Genomic DNA, 19,118 nt, shown 5'->3' with positions numbered 1-19,118 from the left:
GGGCCAGGGGGCCGCATACACTTCGTCGGCGAGCTCACCGACGTGGACGACTCGGGCCCTGGACACGGTCGCTGCCTCCGGCGAACGCGCGCGGTCGCGGTCGCGGTCGCCCAGCAGGTGTGATTCGCGCCCGTACCGCACTTAGGTCAAGGAGCCCGCCCATGCACCGCTTCGATGTCGAGACACTGACGGCAGGGCGGTGGCGCAATGGCGGGGGCGTGACCAGGGAGATCGCCTCGTGGCCGGCGGGCACCGAGGAGTTCGGGTGGCGCGCGAGCGTCGCCGATATCGAGCGGGACGGGCCGTTCTCGGCGTTCCCGGGCGTTGACCGGACGCTCACGCTGCTGGCGGGCGACGGCGTGCGGCTGGCCTGCCCCGGAGTGTTCGACCGGCTGCTGGCACGTGTGGGCGAGCCTTTCGCGTTCTCTGGCGACCTCGTGCTAGCCGCGGAACTGCCGGGCGGCGCTTGCAGGGTGCTCAACATCATGGTGCGGCGCGGCGGCTGGACGGCCCGGGTGGAGGCGGTCACCGGCCCTGTCGTGGTGCCAGCCGGGCACGCCGGCGTGCTCTATGTGCTACACGGCCGCTGGCAGGCGGGCGCTGACGGGGATGGCCTGGCGTCCGGCCAGGGCGTGTGGTGGGACGGAAACGACAATGCGTCGGGCGGAGCGGTGGTGCCGCTCTCGCCCGACGCTGCCGCCCTGTGGGCGGATGTCGCGCCGGCGGGGTGATCTGGGTCAGTCGATGGGTGCCGTCGCTCGGTCGCTGCTCTCGGCCTCGGCCGGGTGGATGGTCTGGGCGGGCGGGTTGGCGGTGCGCGTCGCCCACAGCCAGTACAGGGCCGAGGTGACCATCAGTCCGACGATCCACGAGATGTCGGCGCCGTCGAGCTTCTTGGTGATCGCGCCGGTGTACAGCTTGGTGGCCAGGAACGGGATCTGCACGGCGACGCCGGAGGCGTAGCAGGTCAGCGCGGTGACGTTCCAGCGCCCGTAGCGGCCGTCCGGGTCGTACAGGGCGGGGATGTCGACGCGTTCGCGGGAGATCAGGTAGTAGTCGACCAGGTTGATCGCGCTCCACGGGGTGAACACCATCAGGAGCAGGAGCACGAAGTTCTTGAAGTTGGTCAGGAAGTCGTCGCTGGCGGCGAGCGCGATGACCATCGACACGGCGATGAAGCCGATGATGTAGGCGGCGCGTGCGGCGGCGGAGATGCGCGAGCGGCCGTCGAACGCGGTGACGGTGGTCAGGATCGACATGAAGCCGCCGTACGCGTTCAGGCAGTTGACGGTCAGCTTGCCGACCACGATCACCAGGTAGATGAGGAACGCGAGATACGCCGGGCCGGCCAGGTGGCCGAGGAAGCCGACCTGGTCGGGCAGGAAAGCCTTTCCGGCGACGGCCGCGGTGAGCGCACCGAGCGTCATGGCCCACTGGGAGCCGATGACCGAGCCGGCGAACGTCGACCAGAACGTCGCGCGCGTGCTGGTGTCGGACGGCAGGTAGCGGGAGTAGTCGGCGACGTACGGGCCGAAGGTCAGCTGCCATCCGGCGCCCAGTCCCACGGCGAGCAGGAATGTCGCCGCCTCGAAGCCCTTGTTGCCGATGTGCGCGCCGACGTCGTACTGCGTGAACACCCGTATGAGCAGGTAGCCGAGGCCGAGCACACCGACGACGGTCGCGATGCGGCCTGCGATGTGGATGAGCCGGTAGCCGGTGACGGCGACCACGGCGGTCAGCGCGCCGAAGATGAGGATGCCGGCGTCCGTGTTGTCGATGTGCAGCATCTCGGACACGGCCTGCCCGGCGAGCACGCTGCCGGTCGCGGCGAAGCCGAGGTACATGAGGATCACCAGCAACAGCGGCAGGATCGCGCCGTAGACGCCGAACTGGGCGCGGCTGGAGATCATCTGCGGTACGCCGAGCCGCGGCCCTTGTCCGGAGTGCAGCGCCATCACGATGCCACCGAGCACGTTGCCGATCAGCAGCGCGGGTATCGCCCACAGTGCGTCGGCGCCGAAGACGACCGCCAGGGCGCCGTCGACGATCGCGGTGATCTGCATGTTGGCGCCGAACCACAGGGTGAACTGGCTGCGTGGCGTGCCGTGTCGTTCGGCGTCCGGAATGACCTCGATGGTGCGTCGTTCCATCGCGAGTCGTTCCCCATGGGCGTGTTGGACCGGCATGTTGGTGACCTCTCCCCACAGCGATTGCGGCGTGTCGGGTTGCCCCGCCGCCGTTGACCCAGGTTGTGCTGCGCCGAATCTGGCATAGTGATGAACAGACATCAAGATGTTGAATGAACAATTTCAACGACGGTCGTCTCGCCACCACGCCGGACCGAAGGCATCGGCGGACCGCCGATGAGGGGCTTGAGCGGCCGCCGGGAACATGAACGACGGCCGTGATCATCAACCTTCCACACTTCATCTGTTGAAGAGGGCGACGCAGTCGGTGCGTTGGCAATCCGCCATGGCAGCCGCGCCGGCTGTTCGCGCGAGGGAGTCGATGTCGTGGATCGGGAGTCGGCGTATGCGGTCCCGGCAGGGCATGGCGGTGCGCAGGCTGGCGCGTGTGTAGGCCGGTCGGCACGGCGGCGCGTTCGGCGAATGCCGCCTGCAGGCGGGGGTGCTCGTTGGCCCAGGCTGTCAGCGTGACGGTGGATTTGGCTGGCAAGGAGTTGCGCTGCGCCAGTTGCTCGACGGCCGGGACGCGATCGTCGTGGACGAGACGATCACCCACAGTCGGGTCGTCAAGCGACACCTGCGGACCGACGCCCCAGACTCGTACTACTACGTGCAAGGCGGCCTCGGCCAGGGCATCGCCGTCGCGCTCGGCGTCAAACTGGCCGCACCGGAGCGGCCCGTGGTGTTCACCGTCGGCGACGGTGCCTTCACCTACAACCCGGTCATCCCGTCCTACGACGCTTCCCGGGCGTACGACCTCCCGGTCCTGATCGTGGTCTTCAACAACCGCGTCTACAAGTCGATGAACCTCAACCACCGCCGCTTCTACCCCGAGGGTGCGGCGGCCGAGACCGGCGAGTGGCTGGGCACCGACCTGCACCGGCTGCCGCGCCTCGCCTCCTTCGCCGAGCCGTTCGGCATGCACACCGAGACCGTCGACACCTCCGACGCGCTGGCCCCTGCCCTCGAACGTGCGCTCAAGGCCGTGGCCGACGGCACCACCGCGGTCGTCGACGTCCTCGTCACCCGCTGACCCCAGGAGCCCCGCCACCATGACCGACACACCGCCCCCCAAGCCGGGCAAGGTCCTCGTTCCCGCCGATGAGTTGCGCACCTTCGCCGCCGCGCTCCTGGAGACGGGCGGCCTGAGCCCCGAGCACGCCCGTACGACCGCCGACGTGTTCGTCTGGGCCGCCCGGCGTGGCGTCGACTCCCACGGCACCGCCCGCGTCCCCGCCTACCTCGACCTCCTCGCCAAGGGCGTCGCCAACGCCAAGCCCGACATCACGATCGAGTCCTCGACCCCGGCCGCCGCCGTCCTCGACGCCGACCGCGCCCCCGGCCCCGTCGCCCTCAGCGCCGCCGCGGAGGAGGCGGTGAACCGCGCCCGCACCACCGGCATCGCCGCCGTCGGCGTCCGCCGGACCGTCCACACCGGCGCCATCGGCTACTACGTGTCGAAGATCGCCGAACACGGCCTCATCGGCATCGGCTTCGTCGCCGGCATGCCCAACATGGGCTACACCGGCGTCAAGGGCGCCGCTGTCGCCACCAGCCCCCTCGCCATCGCCGTCCCCGCCGCCGACCACGCCCCGCTCCTCCTCGACATGGCCACCGCCACCATCGCACTGGGCAAGATCCGCCAGGCCAAGGCGGCCGGCACCCCGCTGCCCGAAGGCGCGGCCGCCACCGAGGACGGCACCCCCACCACCGACCCGGACAAGGCGGTCATGCCCCTGCCGCTGGGCGGAGCCAAGGGCTCCGGCATGTCACTGGCCTTCGAGCTCCTGACCAGCGTGCTCGTCGGCGCCCCGATATTCGCCGACTTCCATTCCGACAACCCCCAGGGCCGCAAGCACCGCCAGAACGCCCTGCTCATCGCCCTCGACCCCGCCGCCTTCGGCGGCACGGAGCCCTTCATCCAGTCGGTGGACGCCACCTTGTCCACCCTCAAGACCCTGCCCCCGGCAGACGGTTCCGACGCGGTGTTCTACCCAGGTGAACGCAGCGCCGCGACCGCCGCCGACCGCACAGCCGGCGGAATCCCCGTCGCCCCCAAGGTCTGGAAGCAGCTGACCAAGGTGGCGGCGGACCGGGGCGTCGCCCTGCCTGCCACCGCCGGCTAGCGAGCCGGAGGCGAAGCCCGGGGCCACAGGGAAGCCGCGCGCAGTTCTCCCCAGGGGTGAGAGCTGCGCGCGGCGCGTCCGTTCTTCACCGTTCGACATCGCACCACTGCTCACCGACCAGGCGGGTATCGCCGCCGGCCTCGTGCCGCTGGTGCTCGTCGGATTCGGCGCCGGCGCCCTGGCGGGCTTCCTCGTCGGGGGCCGTCTGGGTGACATCCGCCCGTACGCGACGACCATCGTGGCGCGGCGTCGCCCACCGTGATCCTGCTGGCGCGCGTCCTGCTGTCGGGCTCCGCGCTCCCCACGCTCCTGTTGCTCGCCCTGCTCGGGCTCTTCGACTTCGTCGGCACCCCGGTCCTGATCGCTCTGGGCGTCCGCTTCGCGGGCCAGGCCCCAACCCTGGGTTCCGCGCTGATCGTGTCGGCGTTCAATCCCGGCGGTCACATGGGCTTCGCCGGCGTCAACTGCGGCGTCCACATCCCCGGCTTCGACCTGTTCCTCGCCGGCATCCACATGGAGGGCGGCCCCGCCTCCGTACGCCGGTTCCTGCCGAGTTGATCCTGCTCATCTGGGACCGCAAGATCGACCCCGGCAAGGCCTTCGACCTCACCCTGCCTCTGGAGCAGGCCGCGGAGGGTTACAAGGCCATGGACGAGCGACGCGCGACCAGGGTTCTCCTCACCCTCTGAACCCACGCACTTCCCGTCGCGCGGCGGACCGAATAGCCGTATGCGGCAGGTGGCCGGGACCGCATCCCGGCCGCACCTCATCCCCACAGAACGAGAGATGACGGACATGGCACTGATTCTGGTGACCGGGGCATCGAGCGGGCTCGGGCACAACGCGGCGAAGTCGCTGGCTGACGCCGGGCACGACGTGGTCATCCACGTCCGCAACCCCGCCCGCCTGGCCGACGCGGGCGATGCCGTCCGCTGGAAGGGCGTTGTCACCGGGGACCTGGCCGACCTGGACGAGATCCAAGGCGTCGCCCGGCAGGCCTCCTCGTTCGGCCGCTTCGACACCGTCATCCACAACGCCGGCGTCCTGCACTCCCCCGACACGGTCACCGTCAACACCGTCGCGCCCTACCTGCTGACGGCACTGATGCACAAGCCGGGAAGACTCATCTACCTCAGCAGCTCCATGCACCGCACCGGGTCCACCGACCTCGGCCGGCTGGTCGCCGGCACGGCTTCCTACAGCGACAGCAAGCTGTGGGTCACCACCCTCGCCCTCGCGCTCGCGTCCCGGTGGGAGACAACCTCCAGTCACGCGGTCGACCCCGGGTGGGTGCCCACCCGCATGGGCGGCGCCGGCGCCCCGGACGATCTGGCCGCCGGGCACCGAACGCAGGTGTGGCTCGCCACCCATCCCGACGTCACCCCGCACACCGGCGGCTACTGGTACCACCAACAGACGCAGGTACCCCATCCCGCAGCGCAGGACGAAGGCTTCCAGGCCCGCCTCATCCAAGCCCTGGAGGACCACACCGGCGTCCCGCTCGGCTGACGGCACCCGTCCGTTCACAAGCCCTGCCGCCGACAAGCGCGGCAGCACGCACCCAGACCGGTGACTTCACCCGCACGATCGGCCCCCTGGTCCCGGGCACCGCGTGCGCCTCGAGGTGTCGTTCGGACAGTTCGACTCCACGGTCATGGACCACGCCTCGACGACACGCCACTGGTGCCGCTGGGGATGGGCGCCGGCATCGCGCCGCTGTTGAGCGTGACAGCCGAGTACCTGACGGACCGGAACATCCGACATCACAACAACTGCTGTAACCACGGACGATAGTTGGCCAGCTGCACCCACGAAGCCGAAGGTTCATCGCTGTGAAGCTGCGATGTGCTGCGCGGCTCAGACCTGTGGGCAGGTGGGCTGGTGTCAGGTGGCGAGCTGCCGTTCGAGGGGGGTGCGGTAGGAGGGGGTGACGCGCGTGCCGGCGAGGAAGGCGGTGAGCCGGGCGACCTCGTCTTCGATGGCGGTGCGGGCCTCGCGGCCGACGTCGGTGAGCAGGTGGTGGTTGATGGTGCCGTCGTTTCGTTGTGCCCAGGCGCCGACGATGTGGCCGTCGGCCCAGACGGTGGGGCCGATGTTGCCGTTGCGGTCGTAGAGGGCTTTGACGTGGTCGGGGTTGAGGTACCAGTCGCGGTGTCGCCAACCCATGGGGGCGGGGTCGAGGCCGGGTAGCAGGGCGGTCCAGGGTTGGGGGTCCTGGACGGGCTCGAGGTCTTCGGGCAGGAGGTATCCGGTGCCTTCTGCGAGGTCGACGGCTTCGGCACCGGTGGCCGCGATGGCCTGGCGGGTGGCGGTCACGGTCCAGCCGGTCCACCACTTCAGGTCGGCCTCGGTGACCGGTCCGAAGGCGGCCAGGTAGTGGCGGGCGAGGATGGCCTGCGCCTCGGTTTGCGGGATGCGCGGCAGAGGTTCGGTCCGTGCCCAGCGGAACTGGGCGGAGGTCCAGGTCCCGGCCGGGCGGGCACGGCGGATGCGGCCTTCGGCGGCGAGGACCCCGAGGACGGTGGAGCAGACGCGCTGGCGCGACTCGTACGACTTGCCGGGGAAAACGGTGATCTGCTCGGCCAGAGCGGGTACGGCCGCGGCCAGCTCGGCGGCGGAGAGTTCACCGCGCTCGGCGAGCATCGCAAGGGCGTCTCGTTCGGCCGCGACGTAGCGGGCCTCGTCCCAGCCGGCCGCCTGCCGCAGGCGTTCGACGGCGGCGGCGCGGCTGCGGTAGGTGTCCTGGCCGCTCGCGGCCAGGACGGCCGGGGCGATGTCAGCGTGCAGGACGAACATGGTGTTGCGCATGCACCGTATCCGTTCGAGAGTCCGCTCGACATACAGCGCCTTCTCCAGCGCGGCGGCGCCTGGTGCTGTGGTCCGGGCAGCTGCGGACAGGAACACGGTGGCGGGGTCGGTGGCGTGGAGGCCGACGAGTGCCCCGGCGACCTCCTCTGGGGTGTCCACCCGGGAGGCGGGCGTGAGCAGGTGGCGCAGGGCGAGGCGGGAGCGGCGCTCGGCCGGGGCGACGAACCGGCGGAAGGAGGTCATGACGGCGGCTCCGGGGAAGCGGTGTGGCTAGGACAAACAGTGCTGAGCTTGGAGGTCGACGGCCCGTCGCCTGGGCGGGGGCTGGCAGGCGTCGGCAGGTGATCGGGATCCGCCGATTCAGGGGCGGAGGCGCCGATCGGGTGCCCGGCCGCGCTGCCGCGGGGCCGGGCACCCGATGGTTGCCGTCTGGGCCTACCAACTCTTCTTCTGGGTGACGCCGATGATGTAGCCGTCGGGGTCGGTGAAGTAGAAGATCGACACACCTTCATGGACGGCCTCCTTGGTGACGTTGACCAGGGGGCGGATCTTGCTGACGTAAGCGTCGAAGTCGTCGACGGCCAGGTAGAACATGCCGAACGCGCCGGGCGAGCGGTCCTTGAGCACAGGCAGCCACTCACGCAGGTGCTCGTCCCGGTACACCATCAGCGCGAATTCGTCTCCGAAGAGCAGCAAGCGGATGTCGTCGTTGGGGTCATTGCCGGCGGGCAGGCCGGTGAAGCCGAGCTTCTCGTAGAAGTCGACGGACGCCTGGGTGTCTTTCACGCCGAGGCATGGGGCGATGGCGGGAGCCTTCATGGGGGGGTACTCCTTGGTGGGGGTGCGACCTGTGGGCCGTGGTCCGGATGCGGGGCGATCTACCGTGCGGGACGATCCGGCATCCGATTAGTACATTAGTACCGTACTACTGAGCAAGGTGGAGCGCAATACGGACATCAGGGAAAATTTCGGCGCGATGCATCTCGCCTCGAGGGTTCCGCACGCCCTCACGTCGGCGCCTGACCTGCGGAGCGGCGTGCATCGGATTGAGTTACAGTACGTTCGTACTGCCTTTGGGAGAGGAGGGGTCATGCCGACCGAGAAGCAGGTGCGGCGCCGTCGCGATCCGCAGCGGCGGATGGAGGAGATCACCGCGGCGACCGAGCGGGTCATCGCGGCACGGGGAATCGAGGGGTTGACCCACCGCGCGGTCGCCGAAGAAGCCGGCGTGCCTCTGGGGGCGACCACTTACCATTTCGCCACGAAGGACGACCTCATCGCGGCCGCCCTCACAGGCGCCGTCGACCGCTACGCCGCCTACTTGGAGGAATGGGTGGCCCAGCGGCCCGGCCTCACTCCGGACCAGCTGGCGGTGCTCCTCACCGACGTCCTGCTGGGCTGTTTCGGCCCACAGCGCGACGAACAGGTCATGGAGTTCGAGCTCTACCTCGCCGCCCTGCGCCGCCCCGCTCTGCGCCAGCTCGCCGACCGGTACGTCGAGCTCAGCATCCAGGCCCTGACCCACTACACGGACAGCGTCACCGCCACGGCAGCCGCCGCCACCATGAACGGGCTCACCCTCCGCGGCCTGGCCGCCACCACGCCCCCCGACCGCACCAGCATCGAAGCCATCCTTCGCCGCGTCCTGATCCCCAACGACAACCTCAGGTAGCCAACCGGCGGGTAGCTCCGGGGCGGCGGCGCCGAGGCGCGGTGGGGCTCAACAGGCCAGGCAGGGGGCCGACTATGCGGACACGCGTACGAGCTCGACGGCTGGCACATCACCGACGAACCGGGCCCTCGATCCGGCACTCGGCGAGGCCGCGAACGGACCGGGCGGCTACTGCGGCGGCTACGTGGACACCCTCGTGGACTGTGGCCCGACCTAGGGCGTGGCACGTGGAGATCTGACGGACGCACAATGGGCGGTGCTGGAACCGTTGTTGCCGAAGGGCAGGAAACCCGGACGGCCGCCTGTGGACCAGGCGGCAGCTGATCGACGGCATAAGGTTCCGGGTCCGCACCGGCATCCCGTGGCGGGACCTCCCCATCGAGTACGAGCCGTGGGGCCGGGTATACGACCTGTTCCGCCGGTGGCAGCGGGACGGCGTCTGGCATCGGATCTTCACCGCGCTCCAGGCCCAGGCTGACGCGAAAGGGTTGATCACCTGGGACATCAACGTCGACTCCACGGTATGCCGGGCTCATCAGCACGCCGCCGGGGCGAGGAAAAGGGGGAACCACAGAAGGAGCCGCCTGGCGGCGTCACCGTCGAGCCGGACGACCACGGGCTCGGGCGCTCGCGCGGCGGTCTGACCAGCAGGCTGCACCTGGCCGTCGAACAGGACCAGAAGCCCATGTCCATCGTGATCACGGCCGGGCAGCGAAGCGATTCCCCTCAGGTCGAACCTGTCCTGAACAAGGTCCGCGTCCCGCGTCTTGGGCCGGGAAGGCCGCGCACGCGGCCTGATCGTGTTCGCGCCGACAAGGCGTACGCCTCCCGGAAGAACCGCGCTTACCTGCGGCGGCGCGGGATCCGCTGCACCATCCCGGACAAGGCCGATCAGTCACGCAACCGCAAGAAACGTGGCTCGCGCGGCGGCCGGCCGCCAAAGTTCGACCCGCCGGACGACAAGGCTCGGCACGCGGTCGAGTGCGGCATCAACCGCCTCAAGAGACACCGCGCTGTGGCCACGAGGTACGACAACCTCGCGGTCCGCTAGGAGGCGACCGTCCTCGTAGCGGCCATCAACGAATGGCTGTGACCGGCACACTCAATAGACACCTAGTCCTCAAAAGGGATAAACCTGGCAAGTGAAGCCCAGTCCAGGGGACGCACGATCGTGGCCAGGTGGGCGAAGGGATCCTGCGCAGCCGTTTGGAACCACATCACCGAGAGCTCCGTGTGCCCAAACTCTGCAATGTTCTCAGGCTTCCACCATGACGTCAGTCGAGCATGAACCGCCTCTCGCGGCAGCCACTCCTCGACCCGCCCCTCCGCATCGGCTCGGAGCTTGTCGAGATCGTGCACATACAAATGCGGCGCCGCTGCCATCGCCTTCTCGATGCCCATCAGACGAAAGCGACGGTGCAGGTGCGGCGTCCCTTCGAGCATACCTTCACGATCGTCACTTACCGTGAGCGCGCGAAGCTCCGCGTGTACTGGCCCCACCTGATAGCTGCGCAACCCTTCATGCCTCATCTGGATCATGGGCCAGAGGGTAGGCGTGTCCGACAAGCGGACCAAACGACTTTCGATACACGCCCCAGGGCCTGTTGCGAAAGCCTCGGCTCCTGTCGCAAACCGGCGATTCGCCCGGGAACATGCACTCGGGGGCACCTTGCCCTATGACAGCCGCGCAACCTTCTGGGCCGTAGCGGAGTCTGAAGGGGAAATGCAGGCCGCAGAAAGAAGGATGCCGTGGACGAGGTCCTGGTGAAGGCAGTGAAGTGGGCTGCTCGCGGTGCGGGACTCGCCCTCGAGTACATCAACCTGCGCGCTGGCTTCGAGCACTTCCGGCGCGACGTCCGAAAGAACCGTCGCTAGCGTCCGGCGCGGATGCCCTGGTCAGAGCCACTCGTTGAGGACTGCGACCAGCACCGTCGCCTCGTAGCGGACGGCGAGTTTGTCGTACCGGGTGGCCACTGCACGGTGGCGCTTGAGCCGGTTGATGCCGCGCGAACCGCGCTTCAGTCGATTGCGGACCCGGTCCGCCGACACGGGGATCGTGGCCGTGATCCCGCGTCTACGCAGGTAGGTGCGGTTGCCACGGGAGCGTCCGAGGCCGTGGTCGGCCGGCTCGACGGCGATCCCGCCAGGCGGCTCCTTCTGAAGGTCCCCCTTTTCGACGCCCCGGCGGCATGCTGGTGGGCCCCGCAGACCGTGGAGTCGACGTTCACCTCCCAGGTGATCAGGCCCTTCGCGTCGGCCTCGGCCTGGAGCCGGGTGACGATCCGGGCCCAGGTACCGTCCCGATGCCAGCGCCGGAAGAGGTCGTAGACCCGGTCCCACGGCCCGTACCGTTCGGGCACGTCCCGCCACGGGGCACCGGTCCGCGTCCGCCACCGTATGCCGTCTATCAACTGCCTCCGCGTCCATACCCGCGGACGGCCCGACTTGATGCCCCGCGGCAGCATCGGCTCAAGCCGGACCCACTGGCCATTCGTCAGATCCCCACGTCCCACGAGGCGTGCTCATTCACGACCAAGATCCACTTTCGCAACAGGCCCTAGGCCGCCCCGGGACAGCCCATACCCCCTGAGGTCGATCAGCGCAGCGCGACACGGCAGCTCGGAGCCACTGAGGTTTTCTCAACGAATTGATCTCGTGAGGTGACGGCCCAGGGGATCCCGCGAGTCGCGATGAGTTCCGCGGCGTCCTGCGGTCGTACGGTGGAAGCCGTTATCAAGGAGGACTTCTGATGCGCAGCGTGACCTATTCGATGAGCATCTCACTTGACGGCTACATCGTCGGGCCGGACGGCGACTTCGACTGGGGAGTGCCCGACGAGGAGATCTTTCGCTTCTGGATCGACGACATTCGAGGGGTCGGCGTCCACCTGTTGGGACGACGGCTGTACGAGACGATGCTGTACTGGGAGACCGCCGACCAGGATCCAACGCTCGACGACTCACAGCGCGAGTGGACCGATCTCTGGAAGCCGCTCCCAAAGGTGGTGTTCTCCACCACGCTGTCGGCGGTACAGGGCAATGCCCGCCTGGCCTCCGGCGGCTTGGCGGAGGAGATCGAGCAGTTGCGCGCCGAGCCGGGGGAGGGCGAAATCGCGATCGGCGGTGCGACTCTCGCCGCCGAGGCGGCCGCGTTGGGTCTGATCGACGAGTACCGGGCCATGGTCTACCCGGTGCTGGTTGGCGGTGGCATTCCGTTCTTTCCCCAGAGCGAGCGCCGGGTGGATCTCGCACTCGTCGAGACCCGCACCTTCGGCTCGAGAGTCGTCTACCTCCGCTACCGCGTGGCGCGTTAGCCGGCTCGTCCGCCGAGCCCTGGGGAAGAACGGGCCAGGCAGTGCCCTCTTCTCAGTGGGCGCGGACGTTTCTGATCAGGGCGTTCGTTGGGCGGGTGTCGGCGTGCAGGGCCTGCTCGGACTGCCCTTGGGGCGGCGGACGGGTACCCGGATACCGATGCCCGCACCGATACAGCCCCTTGTCCGCCAAAGCCGGCAGCCTTGTACAGCGGGCAGCGGTGATATCGGGGGGACCGGGCTCGACGCCGCAGGCCCACAACGGGGTGCCGTCCGGGGCGGACGGGAGCTGCGTCATTTCGTACCGGCCAGCGCTCCACGACGCGGAGCCCACCTCATCGACGGCCACTGGGTCAGGAGTTCCTATTCGGGCTGCGCTCCGAGGCGTTCGGCCAGGAAGGCGATGATCTCGTTCCGGGCCTGCATCGTGGGGTGACCTTCCTGGTCTACGAGGTGTGCCGTGACGACGCTGTGGGCGCAACCGACGACGTCGCGGAAGAAGGGCGGAGGGTTCGGATTCGCCGTCTCCGCTTCGAGTACGCGCCCGTCGAACGCGTCCCCGAGCAGCGCTCGGTAAGCCGCGAACCGCCGGCCAGTGCACCACGTGTCGTTTTCGAAGCGGTAGGCGAGAACCTTCAACCCGTCTCGCGTGAGGCGTTCAGCCACGGCGGCAGCGTCTTCGTCGCTGATCTCCAGTCCGCCTGGGTCGTCCAGCGGAAGCGACGGATGGTTGACGACAGGCGCGATCACAGCGGGTTCGAGCGCCATGGTCAAGGCGAAGTTGCCGGTGAAACACAGACCGACGGCGCCGACACCTGGCCCACCACACTCGGCGTGCGCAAGGCGAGCGAGGCCGCGCAGCCACGTGACGACGGGGCTGGTGCCGCCGCCCGCGAAAGCTCGGAACTCGGCGCTGACGCAGGCGCGTCGAACGATGGTCTCGCGTGCCTCGGCGAGCGGATAGGCACCGTCGATGCCGAAGAGTGAGGGCAGATACACGTGGAAGCCGGCATCGCGCACCCAACGGGCGAACCGCGCTACGTCGGGACTGATACCCGGCATCTCGGGCATGAGGACGACTGCCGGTCCTGCCCCGGCGACGTACACGATCTTGTCGGCGCCATCGACGCTGACGACTCTCCGTGAGAAATCGTCCAGGGGATCATTCTGACCTCGCATGACTGTCATGACCGAGATGATGATGAACCGGCCGCCCTCATGAGAAGCGGCGGCATCGCCACGTATCCGGGTAATATCGCCGCCCGTTCAAGGGCGCCGGAGGCCGCATGAGTCCGCTTCGAGTCGGTGTGCTGGCCTACCCGGGCTGCTTCGCGTCGGAGGTCTACGGAGTCCCCGATCTCCTGGCCATGGCGACTCATGTCGCCGCGGCGCAAGGGTCGGTCCAGCCGGCCTACGAGGTGTCGGTCATCTCGCCCCGGCGGCATGTGGTCGCGTCCGGCGGCTTCGTCCTCGACGTCTCGGCGGTCCGCCCCGTCGACGTCCTGATCGTGCCGGGCTTCGAGGTCTCGCCCACGGTCGATCTCGACGCGACACTGGCAAAACTCGGACCGGAAATGGCGTCGATTCGATCACAGGCGGCATCGGGGACCGCTGTCGTATCGATCTGCGTGGGGGCCTTCCTGGTCGCAGAAGCCGGGCTGCTCGGCGGACGCGAAGCGACCACGTCCTGGCTGTTCGCAGATCGGTTCGCGCGCCGGTACGCCGACGTGCGCCTGCGCCCGGAGAGCTTGGTCGTGACCGACCGGGGGGTGACGACCACCGCGGCTTTCAGTGCCATGTACGACTTCGCGCTCCAGTTCATCCGCGAGCACGACGGCCCCCGCGTCGCCCGCAGCACCGCGCGTATCGCGCTTGTCGACGATGCACGTTCCACCCAGGCTCCCTACGTCGACTCCGGGCTCATCCCCACCGTGGGCAGGGAGTTCTCCCTCACCGTCAAGCGGTGGCTCGACCAGAACCTCGGCGCGCGCTACGACCTGCCCGCCCTCGCCCAGGAGTTCCACGTCAGCACGAGAACCATGCTCCGCCGCTTCCGCGAGGAGGCCGGCGAGACGCCACTCACGTACCTGCAGACGGTTCGGATACGTCGCGCCAGACACCTGCTGGAGACGACCGACATGACCATCGCAAGCATCGCCGCCGACGTCGGGTACCGCGACACTGGGGCGTTCAGCGGCATCTTCACCAGGCACACGGGCCAGCGGCCGCGAGAGTACCGCGCGATGTTCCGTCGCCGCGGCGACCGCCACGGTTCGGACCGACGAACGCAGACGCGAGGCCTCGCTCCCGACTCCACCGCTACAGGTACCGCCACCACCGACCAGCGTGGAGCACTGCCGCTCCGCCGGTCTCGACACACGTAGTCCGAGGACTGGGGGCGACGGCGCACCTGATCCTCGATGCCGCCAGGCAGCTAGGGCCTAGGCGCAGACGGCATGGAAAGGCACCCGTGCCTCGCGCTGGCCGTGTCGGCTGCGAGAATCGCTGTCCGGTTGCCGGAGCGCGGTGATAGACACCCGGAGTGGAACAGACTCTGGAGTTCCCCGATCTGCTGCGGCTGATCGACGAACGGTCGACCGCGTTCCGCGCCGCAGTTGCCTCCGCGCCCAGCCTCGACGTTCAGGTGCCGACCTGCCCCGAGTGGACGCTGTTCGATCTGGTGCAGCATCTGGGCGGGGGGCGCCGCAAGTGGGCCGCCATCGTCGCCGCAGGGCCTGCCGACGCTCCCCCGGCCAAGTCCGCATGGAGCGCCCCGGTTGCGCCTCGGGAGCGCGAGGCCCTGCTGGACTGGTGGGCGGCATCGGCGCAGCAGCTACTGGACGCACTGCGGGAGTCCGGGCCGGATCGCGGCTGCTGGACCTGGTGGGATACGTCGCAGTCGCCGCAGACCGCCGGTGCCGCCGCCCGACGCCAGCTCCAGGAGATCGCGGTGCACACCTACGACGCCCAGATCACCGCGGGCGCCCCGCAGCCGCTGCCGGACGAGGTGGCACTCGACGGTGTCGACGAGTTCCTGTCCACCTGCTGCGCAACGACGAGCGCCTGGCCGCACGAGCCCGCCGCCGTGGACTACCGCGCCGCCGAGAGTCGCTCCTGGCGCCTCATGCTCTCCGCCGACGGCGCACGGGCCGCCCGGCTCCCCGCACTCGCCACAACGCCCGCCACCGCTGCCGGCGAGGACCCGGATACGGTCGACGCCTCCCTCCGGGGCACGGCCGGTGAGCTGGTCCTGGCCCTGTACGGCCGTATTCCGGTGGACTCCCTGAAGGTCGACGGCGACCGGCGTCTCTTCGACCAGCTCCTGGCCTGGGACCCGGCTGAGTAGGATGTGACGCTACGCCAGCTCGCACGGCCCGAGGACATGCTGGGCCGTCACAGCGCGGACATGAGCTCGGATGTACTCACCTCCGGGTCCCAGTCCGACGCCTGTTCCGTCAGCACGGCGTAGAGGCGTTGCCACGTCCTGGGCTCGTCACCGAGGCGGTCGCGCACCAGCTCGGCGGCCTCTGAGAGGGCGTTGTGGACCTCTTTCGGGGCGTCGGAGCGTCGGCGTGCGCGGTTGAGATAGCTCAGGACGATCGTGGTCGGGGCCGCGTGGCGGATCAGGTCCCGACCGGTGAGCTGTTCCGCCCTGAGAAGGTGATCAAGCAGGGCGTCCACGGGTTCGCGGGAGTATCCGCCCACGCCGTGGCGGGCTCTCGCAACGACCAGCTCCCGCCCCTGCCGGAGTGTCCGGAGTGAGAGTTCGTGCAGATGCTCCGCGTTGCGCAGGGTGAATGCGTGTGGGGCTTCGGGGTGGCGGACGAGGTGTTCCCATTCGGGGATCGGCTCTCGGCGGTGTTCCGCTTCCAGTGCCTCCCATGGTGGGGTGCCGGGGGTGCTGTCGAGGATCTCGCGGGTGTGCCAGTGCCCCTTCGTCCGCCGCAGCCGCTGCCCCAGACGGTCCGGCGCCAGCTCCTTCTCCACACGCGCCGCGAGGGGCGCGGCCGGGTCGTCGGCCGTGAGCGCCTTGTGGCACAGGCGCGTCGCGGTGGCCCCGAGCCTTCCGCTGTCTGCCAGGGCGGCCAGGCGCTCACGTCCTGCGTGACACAGGAGGCTGAGGCAGCCCACCAGTTGCTGCGCCAGGGTGAGGCGCTTGCCCGCTCGTTCGAAGACGAGCTCGATCAGCTCCGGTTCAGCAGACTCCAGCCATGCGGTGTGGCCGGGGACCTCGGCGAGGGGATCGGCGCGCAGTTCAGCGACGAGGCGGGGCGCCAGGGAGCCCGGGCGGGCGACGATGCGTCGGGGTGCCCGCGGGTCGCTCGTGGTCCGCAGCACGGCAAGGTCGACATCGGGGTCGGCGAGGTCCAGCAACCGGAGTGTCGCGTTGTCGTCGAGCCACCGGCGTTGTTCGGAGAGCACCCGCAGCGCTCCCGTGTCACGGAGGCAGAGCAGATACTCGAAGGGCGTGTGTTCCGTCGGGCTGCGCCGAAGGAGAAAAGCGGCCAGCATCCACGGCCCGTCGGGGCCCAGGTGAGGCAGAAGGGCCGCGACGACCTCGGGTGTGGCCAGGCACAGCAGTGTCCCCAACGGCCAGGCCCACAGGTGGTCGCCGCGGGCGAGCAGATGCAGCGCCTCCTCCACGGTGGTGGGGGCGACCGTGGAGCAAGACGTCGACGGAGTACCGATGCCCTCGCATGCCTCACTGAGCATGTCAGCAGCGCTCCGGCTGTCGAGGCGTGACCGGTCGAGCAGTTCGGGCCAGGTGGTTGCGGTCTGCTGTCCGCGCGTGTCAATGGCCGTCGCTGCCACGTCCCGGGCGGCTGCGGCCAGTCCGAGCCAGGCCTTCACTTCGGTTCCGAGCTCGCGTTCGAGGAACGAGGCGAGCGAACTCCGCCAGGCCATGACGAAGGCCAGGCCCTGCCAGTCGTGCTGCAGGCGAAGGAAGAGTGCGGCCGGCAGATGGGCCAGCAGGTCGTCGGTCTGCAGGATGCCGTGCAGGTAGGCCCGCTCGGCGACCCGGGCGAGCGAGCGCGCGTCCGCTGCTTCCTTGATCCAGGACAAGGCTTCCTGGCGGGTCGGTGCGTCGCAGCGGTGGGCCAGGTCGTGGAGGCCCTGGGCGAGGCATGCCTCACGCAGCCAGTCCGGATGTTGCCAGCCGGGTGAGTCGGCGGCCCGGTTGTCCGACAGATAGCGCAGGACTGCCGGGTCGTCGGGGAGCGGGGCAGCGTTCGGCCGGGCGAGTGTGCGCAGCAGGTCGATCGCGCCCAGGGCAGCGCGCCCCCGCTCGCCGACGGGTGCCGAGGGCGGCAGGTCGGGTGCCGAGGGCGGCAGGTCGGGTACCGATGGCGGCTGGTCGGGTGCGGCCCGTACAGGTGTGGTGTCCGCGGACCGCGCGTCCGCAGGCGCTGCATCCGTGGACAGGGCGTCCGAAGGACCCGCGTCCACGGCCTCCGCTCCCCCAGGCTGTGCGCCGGCGTGCTGGGCGTCGGCAGGGTGGGCGACGGCGGTCATGGCCCTGACCGGCTGAGCGCCGTCGGCGGTCCCGGTGGCCTCTTGGACGGCTTCGGTCAGCGAACCGGGATGCCGGGGCAGGATCTCCCGGAGTACTTGCCAGGCGTCAGGCCGCCCCGTGAGATGGTGCCGGACCAGTCCCGCGAACACGTCCTGGGCCGATTCCGCGCCCAATCCCTCCTCGGTCACGACGTGGAGGGCCTGCAGGGCGCGGGCGGCGGGCCTCGCCGTCGTGACCAGTTCGGCGGGATCGAGCAGGCCGGCCCTGACCACGCCCGGGGCCCACTCGGCGGCCGTGTCGTCCAAGACCTCCTCGGCCAGGCGCTGTGCCGGTGGGGTGAGATTGCCGGCGATCCGCCCGCCGGCCCGCCAGGGCTCGTTCAGCAGGGTCAGGTGGAACTCTCGGCGTTCGCTGTCTGTGGCGTCCTCGTGCCGTACCAGTTCCTGTGCTGCCTTCGGCATGAACGGTGTCTGCCGGTTGGCGGCGGCCAGTACGCGGAAGTCGTGTGTGTACGGCTCGTTGAGCAGATCACGCAGGGTGCTGGTGCCGCGGCTGCTGCTGAGCAGTCGCGGCAGCGCGGTCGGATCGTCGTAGGGCTCGACGCCCTCCCGCAGCAGCGCCGCACCGTCGGGTACGTCCAGGGCGGCGGTGACCTCGGCCAGGACGTCCGCATGGACGTAAGGAACGACGGCCGGGTCGCCCAGCATGGCGCGTACCGCGTCGGCGCCCCGGCACTCCCAGACGCGCAGGAGTGCGTAACGTTGCGCCACCTTGCGCACACCCCAGCCGAGCGCCTGGGCGACCAGTTGGGGATCGCCGCAGGCGAGCAGGGGGGCGGTACGGCTGCGTGACGCCCTTGCGGCGGGCGAGAGCAGTTCCGCGCGCAGTCCTTCGTCCAGCGGAACGCGGTCCAGGGCGTGGACGATGATCCGCCGCAGGGACGGCGTGCAGCGCGGGTTGCGGTACACGGCCGCGTTGGCCGCTGGGTCGTCTGCCGCGACGAGGTCTTTGAGGACGCGTGCGTCGATGCGTGGATGCCGGGCGAGTGCGACTCGTGTCCGGCTGTCTCCGTGCCGGGTGACCGCGGACGTCAACACCGGGCCGGGCAGGGAGCCGCCCGCGAGCATCGTCTCCACCGTACGATCCGGCAGCGCGGTGAGCGCAGCCGCGGCGTGCTCGGGCGTCGCCTGCTCCAGGAGCAGCTCCAGCGTGCCGCACACCGACTTCGGGGCCGGGGGTGTCCCCTTGGCGTCAGGTGCGGGGCGGGCCGCGATCAATTCCGGCAGGGTGCCCGATGATGTGGCGAGAGCGTCGTGAAGTCCGCGCCAGCGCTCGGGCGAGCCGCCCAGGTGGCGCTCCGTCAGCTGCCGTACGAGGGTCGCGGCGGAACTGCCCCGAGGCGGTGGCCCTAGGCCATGTCCGTAAAGTCGTCGGCTCGTTGCTCTATTCGTGGTGCGTCGACATGAACTGACGGATGAGTCGTGGGCGTTGATCGCTCCGT

The 19,118-nt window shown here is 69.6% G+C and carries 16 protein-coding genes and 3 pseudogenes; 12 read left to right on the top strand and 7 right to left on the bottom strand.

The window, feature by feature from the left end:
* Positions 1-161 precede the first annotated feature (161 nt).
* Complete coding sequence (locus tag ACFV9D_RS35140; protein ID WP_385155749.1) at positions 162-731, top strand: HutD family protein; 570 nt, start codon at positions 162-164, stop codon at positions 729-731.
* 6 nt (positions 732-737) lie between these two features.
* Here the strand turns inward: ACFV9D_RS35140 and ACFV9D_RS35135 are convergent, their stop codons facing one another.
* A complete protein-coding gene (locus tag ACFV9D_RS35135; RefSeq protein WP_385155746.1) occupies positions 738-2,150 on the bottom strand; it encodes a purine-cytosine permease family protein in 1,413 nt (470 codons plus the stop codon).
* A 544-nt stretch (positions 2,151-2,694) separates the two neighbouring features.
* Here ACFV9D_RS35135 and ACFV9D_RS35130 point away from each other — a divergent pair.
* The 4 genes and pseudogenes from ACFV9D_RS35130 to ACFV9D_RS35115 all read left to right on the top strand — a co-directional run bounded on the left by ACFV9D_RS35130 (position 2,695) and on the right by ACFV9D_RS35115 (position 5,821).
* Entirely contained in the window at positions 2,695-3,219 is a 525-nt protein-coding gene (locus ACFV9D_RS35130) for a thiamine pyrophosphate-dependent enzyme (RefSeq protein WP_385155743.1), read from the top strand.
* A 19-nt stretch (positions 3,220-3,238) separates the two neighbouring features.
* Positions 3,239-4,312, top strand: a complete 1,074-nt coding sequence (locus tag ACFV9D_RS35125; protein WP_385155740.1) for an Ldh family oxidoreductase — start codon at positions 3,239-3,241, stop codon at positions 4,310-4,312.
* A gap of 429 nt (positions 4,313-4,741) precedes the next feature.
* Positions 4,742-5,001: pseudogene (locus ACFV9D_RS35120) on the top strand (IMP dehydrogenase); the annotation flags it as partial.
* Positions 5,002-5,107: 106 nt separating this feature from the next.
* Positions 5,108-5,821 carry an SDR family NAD(P)-dependent oxidoreductase gene (locus ACFV9D_RS35115; RefSeq protein ID WP_385155737.1) on the top strand — a complete coding sequence of 238 codons (714 nt, stop codon included), beginning with the start codon at positions 5,108-5,110 and terminating at the stop codon, positions 5,819-5,821.
* Between the two features lie 375 nt (positions 5,822-6,196).
* Here ACFV9D_RS35115 and ACFV9D_RS35110 read toward each other — a convergent pair whose 3' ends face one another.
* Entirely contained in the window at positions 6,197-7,363 is a 1,167-nt protein-coding gene (locus ACFV9D_RS35110) for a winged helix DNA-binding domain-containing protein (RefSeq protein WP_385155734.1), read from the bottom strand.
* Positions 7,364-7,555: 192 nt separating this feature from the next.
* The gene (locus tag ACFV9D_RS35105) at positions 7,556-7,939 is read right to left on the bottom strand and encodes a VOC family protein (protein ID WP_385155732.1); all 384 of its coding nucleotides are present in this window, start codon (positions 7,937-7,939) and stop codon (positions 7,556-7,558) included.
* Between the two features lie 271 nt (positions 7,940-8,210).
* On the opposite strand from ACFV9D_RS35105, the gene ACFV9D_RS35100 reads away from it, so the two are divergent.
* The 3 genes and pseudogenes from ACFV9D_RS35100 (at position 8,211) to ACFV9D_RS35090 (ending at position 9,843) form a co-directional block, all read left to right on the top strand.
* Positions 8,211-8,792: a TetR/AcrR family transcriptional regulator gene (locus ACFV9D_RS35100; RefSeq protein WP_385155729.1), complete on the top strand. Its 582-nt coding sequence runs from the start codon at positions 8,211-8,213 to the stop codon at positions 8,790-8,792.
* 302 nt (positions 8,793-9,094) lie between these two features.
* A pseudogene (locus ACFV9D_RS35095) lies at positions 9,095-9,187 on the top strand (transposase); the annotation flags it as partial.
* Positions 9,188-9,315: 128 nt separating this feature from the next.
* The gene (locus ACFV9D_RS35090) at positions 9,316-9,843 is read left to right on the top strand and encodes an IS5 family transposase (RefSeq protein WP_385155725.1); all 528 of its coding nucleotides are present in this window, start codon (positions 9,316-9,318) and stop codon (positions 9,841-9,843) included.
* A gap of 62 nt (positions 9,844-9,905) precedes the next feature.
* Here the strand turns inward: ACFV9D_RS35090 and ACFV9D_RS35085 are convergent, their stop codons facing one another.
* Positions 9,906-10,331, bottom strand: a complete 426-nt coding sequence (locus ACFV9D_RS35085; protein WP_385155722.1) for a hypothetical protein — start codon at positions 10,329-10,331, stop codon at positions 9,906-9,908.
* Between the two features lie 210 nt (positions 10,332-10,541).
* On the opposite strand from ACFV9D_RS35085, the gene ACFV9D_RS35080 reads away from it, so the two are divergent.
* A complete protein-coding gene (locus tag ACFV9D_RS35080) occupies positions 10,542-10,667 on the top strand; it encodes a hypothetical protein (RefSeq protein WP_385155719.1) in 126 nt (41 codons plus the stop codon).
* A gap of 21 nt (positions 10,668-10,688) precedes the next feature.
* On the opposite strand, the pseudogene ACFV9D_RS35075 reads toward ACFV9D_RS35080, so the two are convergent.
* A pseudogene (locus ACFV9D_RS35075) lies at positions 10,689-11,305 on the bottom strand (IS5 family transposase).
* Between the two features lie 236 nt (positions 11,306-11,541).
* Here ACFV9D_RS35075 and ACFV9D_RS35070 point away from each other — a divergent pair.
* On the top strand, positions 11,542-12,105 hold the full coding sequence (locus ACFV9D_RS35070; protein ID WP_385155716.1) for a dihydrofolate reductase family protein: 564 nt from the start codon (positions 11,542-11,544) through the stop codon (positions 12,103-12,105).
* Between the two features lie 360 nt (positions 12,106-12,465).
* Here ACFV9D_RS35070 and ACFV9D_RS35065 read toward each other — a convergent pair whose 3' ends face one another.
* Positions 12,466-13,290: a dienelactone hydrolase family protein gene (locus tag ACFV9D_RS35065; RefSeq protein ID WP_385155713.1), complete on the bottom strand. Its 825-nt coding sequence runs from the start codon at positions 13,288-13,290 to the stop codon at positions 12,466-12,468.
* A gap of 98 nt (positions 13,291-13,388) precedes the next feature.
* Here ACFV9D_RS35065 and ACFV9D_RS35060 point away from each other — a divergent pair, with 98 nt between their 5' ends.
* Both ACFV9D_RS35060 and ACFV9D_RS35055 read left to right on the top strand, forming a co-directional pair.
* Complete coding sequence (locus ACFV9D_RS35060) at positions 13,389-14,486, top strand: GlxA family transcriptional regulator (protein WP_385155711.1); 1,098 nt, start codon at positions 13,389-13,391, stop codon at positions 14,484-14,486.
* Between the two features lie 158 nt (positions 14,487-14,644).
* Positions 14,645-15,448, top strand: a complete 804-nt coding sequence (locus ACFV9D_RS35055) for a maleylpyruvate isomerase family mycothiol-dependent enzyme (protein ID WP_385155708.1) — start codon at positions 14,645-14,647, stop codon at positions 15,446-15,448.
* 47 nt (positions 15,449-15,495) lie between these two features.
* Here ACFV9D_RS35055 and ACFV9D_RS35050 read toward each other — a convergent pair whose 3' ends face one another.
* On the bottom strand, positions 15,496-18,894 hold the full coding sequence (locus tag ACFV9D_RS35050; protein WP_385155705.1) for a hypothetical protein: 3,399 nt from the start codon (positions 18,892-18,894) through the stop codon (positions 15,496-15,498).
* Between the last annotated feature and the right edge of the window lie 224 nt (positions 18,895-19,118).

This window comes from Streptomyces sp. NPDC059875 (assembly GCF_042731085.1).
GTDB lineage: Bacteria > Actinomycetota > Actinomycetes > Streptomycetales > Streptomycetaceae > Streptomyces.
Note: the sequence above shows the minus strand (reverse complement) of the source record. Positions and strands in the feature narration are given on the sequence as shown.

Coding starts and splice junctions, on each gene's coding strand:
- ACFV9D_RS35110 (WP_385155734.1), bottom strand. CDS start 7,363: ATGACCTCCTTCCGCCGGTTCGTCGCCCCGGCCGAGCGCCGCTCCCGC.
- ACFV9D_RS35070 (WP_385155716.1), top strand. CDS start 11,542: ATGCGCAGCGTGACCTATTCGATGAGCATCTCACTTGACGGCTACATC.
- ACFV9D_RS35060 (WP_385155711.1), top strand. CDS start 13,389: ATGAGTCCGCTTCGAGTCGGTGTGCTGGCCTACCCGGGCTGCTTCGCG.
- ACFV9D_RS35140 (WP_385155749.1), top strand. CDS start 162: ATGCACCGCTTCGATGTCGAGACACTGACGGCAGGGCGGTGGCGCAAT.
- ACFV9D_RS35100 (WP_385155729.1), top strand. CDS start 8,211: ATGCCGACCGAGAAGCAGGTGCGGCGCCGTCGCGATCCGCAGCGGCGG.
- ACFV9D_RS35085 (WP_385155722.1), bottom strand. CDS start 10,331: ATGATCCAGATGAGGCATGAAGGGTTGCGCAGCTATCAGGTGGGGCCA.
- ACFV9D_RS35105 (WP_385155732.1), bottom strand. CDS start 7,939: ATGAAGGCTCCCGCCATCGCCCCATGCCTCGGCGTGAAAGACACCCAG.
- ACFV9D_RS35115 (WP_385155737.1), top strand. CDS start 5,108: ATGGCACTGATTCTGGTGACCGGGGCATCGAGCGGGCTCGGGCACAAC.
- ACFV9D_RS35125 (WP_385155740.1), top strand. CDS start 3,239: ATGACCGACACACCGCCCCCCAAGCCGGGCAAGGTCCTCGTTCCCGCC.
- ACFV9D_RS35135 (WP_385155746.1), bottom strand. CDS start 2,150: ATGGAACGACGCACCATCGAGGTCATTCCGGACGCCGAACGACACGGC.
- ACFV9D_RS35065 (WP_385155713.1), bottom strand. CDS start 13,290: ATGACAGTCATGCGAGGTCAGAATGATCCCCTGGACGATTTCTCACGG.
- ACFV9D_RS35090 (WP_385155725.1), top strand. CDS start 9,316: ATGCCGGGCTCATCAGCACGCCGCCGGGGCGAGGAAAAGGGGGAACCA.